Raw genomic sequence first — 5,668 nt, 5'->3', positions numbered from 1 at the left:
AGGCCACCGTCGTGTCGGCACTGAGCGCTCCCTGGATCGTGACCTTGTCGGGCGCCGCCGGCGCGCTCGCCAGCTCGCGGATCACAGCCATGTTCAGCGCGGTCACCCGGGCAAGGTACGGAAAGTCCACGCCTTCGATCGTGTCGCCGTAGAATTTGCCGTTCTCGGTCCGGAGCGTCTGGTGCTGGTGATCGTAATTCTCGGTCACCTCGGTGATCCGCACCGCCGGATAGCCCAGTTCCAGGAACGGGATATGATCGCCGCCGCGCTGGAATCGGTCGGGACGGCGAACCGCGATCACTTCCAGGCCGTTGCTGGCCTTCGCCACGCGCTTCACCGCCTTGGCCAGCGACCGGGACGGCGAATCGTCCTCGCCGCCATTGGCGCGCTGGGCGAGATCGTCCTCGCGGGTCGCCGCCAGCCGTATGCCCTCGCTGAACACGCGGACGTGCGTGTCGTCATGCGCGCCGCCGACGCCGTGCGTGTTGCCGACGATGTCGTTGTTCAGCACGGCGACGACGTTCCAGCCGCGCTCCTTCGCCGTGCGGGCGAGCAATTTGCCGCCCCACAGCCCCTGCTCCTCGCCGGACAGCGCCGCGTAGACGATCGTCGCGGGGAATTTCTCCTTCGACAGCAGCCGCGCCGCCTCGATCACCAGGGCGGTCCCGGAGCCGTCGTCATTGGCGCCGGGCGCGTCGGAGGTCGCATCCATCACGTCGGTCACGCGGCTGTCGATATGGCCCTGGACGATAACGACGCGGTTGGGGTCGGAAATGCCCTTCTGGATCGCGATCACGTCCTCGACGCGCACGCCGTTCGGCGCCCGCGGCCCGGTGAATTGGTCGCCGATCGTCTCGACCGTGAGACAGCCGCCGCACGCCTTCGAGAATTCACCGAACCGCCCCGCCGTCCAGCGGCGCGCCGCGCCGATCCCGCGCTTCGGATCGGTCGTGGTCGAAAGCGTGTGCCGCGTGCCGAAGCCGACCAGCCTGGCGATCGTCGCGCGAAGCTCCGCCGGATCGGGCTGGGCGGCGGTGGCGGACGCGAGCAGGAAAAGGCTGATCACCATGATCTCCGATCTTGATTGGGATCAGGAACTCTTCTCCAGCGATCCGTCGCGGTCAAGGCGCCGATAGAAACAGGTCTGCGCGCCGGTATGGCACGCCGGCCCCGCCGCCTCGACCTTCAGCCACAGCGCATCCTGGTCGCAGTCGATGCGCAGCTCGACCACGCGCAACACGTTTCCGGAGGTCTCGCCCTTCTTCCATAGCCGCCCCCGGCTGCGCGACCAGAAATGGGCCTCGCCGGTCTCCAGCGTCAGCCGCAGCGCCTCGGCATTCAGATGCGCGACCATCAGCAGCTCGCCGCTTGCCGCGTCGGTCACGACGCCGGTGACCAGCCCGGCCGCATCCCATTTGGGATCGAGCACCGATCCCTGTTCCCGCGCATTGTTCATGACAGGTCCCAATGCGGGCGTAATCGCGGAAAAGAAAGCGTCCATCCGCGGGACAGTTTCGGAAGAGAATCGACTCGACCTTTGGTTACCAAGGGCGTAATTTTCGCGCCGGCTGCGCTCTCGGAGGGTGCCGACTGCGCGCCACAGGAAGGGGTGTGGTCACATGAAGAAGATCATTGTGGCGGCGCTTTGCTGCGCCGCGTCGCCTGCCTTCGCACATGGTGTCGTCGTCTGGGGCGACGACATCGACCTCCAGGGCACGCTCGGCGGCGGGAGCGGTCTGGGAGGCATTGCCAACCCGCCAGCCAGCAACATAACCGGCGGCGCGACCTTCATCCTCAACGATACCGGCGGTGTCGGTGTCGGCACTCAGGCCCGCGCCGGCTTCGAGGCTGCGGCCGCGATCTGGTCCAGCCTTATCCGCGATCCGATCACGATCAAGCTGGATGTCGGGTTCCGCCAACTCGGACCCAACATCCTCGGCTCGACCGGCTCGACGACTGCGACGGTCAGCTATTCCACGCTGAAGACGCTGATGGCTGCCGACGCCAAATCCGGCTACGACCTGCAGGCAGTCAACAGCCTGCAGCCCGGCAACACGGTCGCGTTCGTTTCCAACGAGCTGGGCGATTGCTCGAACATCGCCAATCCCAGCTGCCAGGCGATCCAGACGGCGACGCGCGGGATCGACAACGACAACACGTTCGACAACCTCAACGTCCAGATCAACACCGCCCAGGCGAAGGCGCTCGGGGTCGCCCTGAACACCGTGCGCGACGGATCGGTGTCGTTCAGCAACCAGTTCAACTGGGATTTCGATCGCTCCGATGGCCTCGATCCGAACCTGATCGACTTCGTCGGCGTCGCCGCGCATGAAATCGGCCACGCCCTTGGCTTCCGCTCCGGCGTCGACACGGCCGACGTCAATGCTAATCTTAATCGCGCGGGTCTGGACGCCATTGCCTGGGGCACCGTCTGGGACTTGTTCCGCTACAAGGACTTCAACGGCCAGCAGACGCTCGACTGGACCATCGGAGGCACGCCGTGCTTCTCGATCAACGCCGGCGGCACCTGCCTCGGCAATCTGTCGACCGGTTCGGTCAACGGCGATCTCCGCCAAGCCAGCCACTGGAAGGATGATACGCTGACCGGCCTCACGCTCGGCATCATGGATCCGACGCGCACGGGCTTCGCAGGCGGCGTCACCAACCTGAACCTGACGCCGCTCGACCGGATCGCGTTCGACGTGATGGGCTACGACACCTATGTGCCCGAACCGGCGACCTGGGCGATGATGATCGCCGGGTTCGGCCTTGTCGGCGCGGTGCTCCGCCGCCGTCAGCGGCCGCAGGTCAGCTTCGCCTGAACTCTCGAGCTCGGACAGCTTGAGCGTGCCCGCCCGGTAGAATTACCGGGCGGGCTTTTCTTTGCGCGCGAAGGGGCGACAAATCCGATCCGCCCCCCTATATGCCAGGCTAACGAGCCAAGGGTCCGGGTCTGGCAAATGCTCACCACCAATCCGTTCGACGACGACAAGCTTCGCGAGGAATGCGGCGTATTCGGCATCTACAACGCCGAAACCGCATCCGCCGTGGTCGCGCTGGGGCTGCACGCGCTGCAGCATCGCGGCCAGGAAGCGGCCGGCATCACCAGCTGGGACGGGGAGCATTTTCACACCCACCGCGCGATGGGCCATGTCGCCGGCAATTTCGACCGTGACGACGTGATCCGCAGCCTGCCCGGCCGGGTCGGTCTCGGCCATGTCCGCTATTCGACGACGGGCGAGACCGCGCTGCGCAACGTGCAGCCGCTGTTCGCCGAACTGTCGTCGGGCGGGTTCGCGGTCGCGCATAACGGCAACATCTCCAACGCGATGAAGCTGAGGCGTGAGCTCGTCCGCCGCGGCTCGATCTTCCAGTCGACCAGCGACACCGAGGTCATCATCCACCTCGTCGCGACCTCCACCTACCGGACGCTGCTCGACAAATTCATCGATGCGCTGAAACAGGTCGAAGGCGCCTACAGCCTGATCTGCCTGACCCCCGAAGGCATGCTCGCCTGCCGCGACCCGCTCGGCATCCGCCCGCTGGTGATGGGCAAGCTGGGCGATGCGACGATCTTTGCTTCCGAAACCGTCGCGCTGGACGTGATCGGCGCCGAGTTCATCCGTGAGGTCGAGCCCGGCGAGATCGTGATCGTCACCGAATCGGGCGTCCGCTCGATCCAGCCCTTCGGCTCGATCAACCCGCGCCCGTGCATTTTCGAGCATGTCTATTTTTCGCGTCCCGATTCGATCGTCGACGGCACCTCCGTCTACGACGTGCGCAAGGCGATCGGCGCGCAGCTCGCGATCGAGGCGCCGGTCGAGGCCGACCTCGTCATTCCGGTCCCGGATTCGGGCGTGCCCGCCGCGATCGGCTACGCCCAGCAATCGGGCATCCCGTTCGAGCTTGGCATCATCCGCTCCCACTATGTCGGCCGCACTTTCATCCAGCCGGGCGATCAGGTCCGCCATTTGGGCGTGAAGCTGAAGCACAACGCCAACCGCGCCCTGATCGGCGGCAAGCGCGTCGTGCTGATCGACGATTCGATCGTCCGCGGCACGACCAGCCTGAAGATCGTGCAGATGATGCGCGATGCCGGCGCGGCCGAAGTGCATATGCGCATCGCCAGCCCGCCGACGCGGCACAGCTGCTTCTACGGCGTCGACACGCCGGAACGCACCAAGCTGCTTGCCGCCAAGCTCGATGTGCCCGGCATGTCGGACTATATTCACGCCGACAGCCTCGCGTTCGTCTCGATCGAAGGGCTGTACAAGGCACTCGGCCATGACCGCCGCGCCGACGTCCGCCCGCAGCATTGCGATGCCTGCTTCACCGGCGACTATCCGACCACGCTGACCGACCAGGACGAGCTCGCGCCGACCGACCAGCTGAGCCTGCTCGCGGAGCGGGTGGTCTAGACTTTTTCTTTCCGTTCGTTTCGAGCGAAGTCGAGAAACGAGTGCGCGGAAGCTTGCCGTGTCTCGACTTCGCTCGACACGAACGGATTCTGAATGACTGACAAACCCCTCACTGACCAACTCGCCCTCGTCACCGGCGCCAGCCGCGGCATCGGCGCCGCCACCGCCGAAGCGCTCGCCAAAGCCGGCGCGCACGTGATCCTGACCGCCCGCACCGCGAAGGACCTCGAAGCCGTCGAGGACCGCATCCACCAGGCCGACGGCAACGCCACGATCGCGCCGATGGACCTGGCCGAAGGCGACAGCATCGGCCGCCTCGCCGCCGCGGTCGGCGAACGCTGGGGCAAGCTCGATATTCTGATCCTCAACGCAGCGATGCTCGGCACGCTGACGCCGGTTCCAGCGATCGACGCCAAGGAATTCGCAAAGCTGCTGACGCTGAACGTCGGCGCCCAGCAGGCCCTGATCGCGGCCTTCGACCCGCTGCTCCGCGCCGCCGCGCCGGGCAAGCTGATCGCGATCACCTCCAGCGTCGGCGCCACGCCCCGCGCCTATTGGGGCGCATACGGCGCGTCCAAGGCAGCGCTCGAAACCCTGGTCGCCGCCTATGGCGAAGAACAGCGCAACCTAGGCAAGGTGGCGGTCGCGATCCTCGATCCCGGCGCCACCCGCACCAGGATGCGCGAAAAGGCGTTCCCCGGCGAAGACCCGGCCACGGTCAAGCCGCCCGAGGCGGTCGCGGACCGCATCGCTGCGCTGCTGACGGACGGGTTTGAGACGGGATATCGCGAGCGGGTGGGCGGCTGAACCAGATTTCCGGCATTACCCAGAAGTGGCGGGGCTATGACCGGAAACGACCCTAAGCGGCCCCTCTCCCATCGGGAGAGGGCGACTCGCGGCTCCGCCGCGAGCGGGGTGAGGGGACCAGGACTTCGTGGAGAGGTCCAACCCCTCACCCGGTCAGCGCAAGCGCTGACTCGACCTCTCCCTATGGGAGAGGTGATCGGTCCGCGAACCACCCATTGTGGACAATATGATCGGCTGGCAGCCGCGGTTGCGGGGCGATCCGTGAAATCCTCACCGCTCAAGCGCGAACGAGGGTGAAGCGACGTTTGCACTCCGCCGCAGATTTTCTACATTGGCGCAACGCATTCGGCGGCCTAGTCGACCGCCTGACATCAAGCAGGACAGTCGCACATGGCCACAGCCGCCCATCAGCTCACTCCGCAGGAGGCGAGCGCCCATCCGCC

Annotated in this window: 4 protein-coding genes and 2 pseudogenes; 4 read left to right on the top strand and 2 right to left on the bottom strand. The window is 66.2% G+C overall.

Translation table 11 applies throughout. The features are described 5' to 3' along the window. A partial coding sequence (locus VFT73_RS07670; RefSeq protein ID WP_326409658.1) for a M20/M25/M40 family metallo-hydrolase occupies window positions 1-1,069 on the bottom strand: 1,069 nt, incomplete at its 3' end. A gap of 21 nt (window positions 1,070-1,090) precedes the next feature. Beyond that, a complete protein-coding gene (hisI, locus tag VFT73_RS07665; RefSeq protein ID WP_326409657.1) occupies window positions 1,091-1,456 on the bottom strand; it encodes a phosphoribosyl-AMP cyclohydrolase in 366 nt (121 codons plus the stop codon). 163 nt (window positions 1,457-1,619) lie between these two features. On the opposite strand from hisI, the pseudogene VFT73_RS07660 reads away from it, so the two are divergent. The 4 genes and pseudogenes from VFT73_RS07660 to VFT73_RS07650 form a co-directional block, all read left to right on the top strand. Beyond that, a pseudogene (locus tag VFT73_RS07660) lies at window positions 1,620-2,705 on the top strand (NF038122 family metalloprotease); the annotation flags it as partial. Between the two features lie 12 nt (window positions 2,706-2,717). Continuing rightward, a pseudogene (locus VFT73_RS15295) lies at window positions 2,718-2,822 on the top strand (PEPxxWA-CTERM sorting domain-containing protein); the annotation flags it as partial. 138 nt (window positions 2,823-2,960) lie between these two features. Continuing rightward, window positions 2,961-4,418, top strand: a complete 1,458-nt coding sequence (gene purF, locus VFT73_RS07655) for an amidophosphoribosyltransferase (protein ID WP_326409654.1) — start codon at window positions 2,961-2,963, stop codon at window positions 4,416-4,418. A gap of 93 nt (window positions 4,419-4,511) precedes the next feature. After that, window positions 4,512-5,225 carry an SDR family NAD(P)-dependent oxidoreductase gene (locus VFT73_RS07650; RefSeq protein ID WP_326409652.1) on the top strand — a complete coding sequence of 238 codons (714 nt, stop codon included), beginning with the start codon at window positions 4,512-4,514 and terminating at the stop codon, window positions 5,223-5,225. Window positions 5,226-5,668: the final 443 nt, after the last annotated feature.

Origin of the sequence: Sphingomonas sp. (assembly GCF_035758555.1) — a bacterium.
In the GTDB taxonomy this organism is placed as follows: Bacteria; Pseudomonadota; Alphaproteobacteria; order Sphingomonadales; family Sphingomonadaceae; genus Sphingomonas_B.
Note: the sequence above shows the minus strand (reverse complement) of the source record. Positions and strands in the feature narration are given on the sequence as shown.

What these genes read in the sequence shown, in the direction of transcription:
- hisI (WP_326409657.1), bottom strand. Translation starts at nt 1,456, where the DNA reads ATGAACAATGCGCGGGAACAGGGATCGGTGCTCGATCCCAAATGGGAT.
- purF (WP_326409654.1), top strand. Translation starts at nt 2,961, where the DNA reads ATGCTCACCACCAATCCGTTCGACGACGACAAGCTTCGCGAGGAATGC.
- VFT73_RS07650 (WP_326409652.1), top strand. Translation starts at nt 4,512, where the DNA reads ATGACTGACAAACCCCTCACTGACCAACTCGCCCTCGTCACCGGCGCC.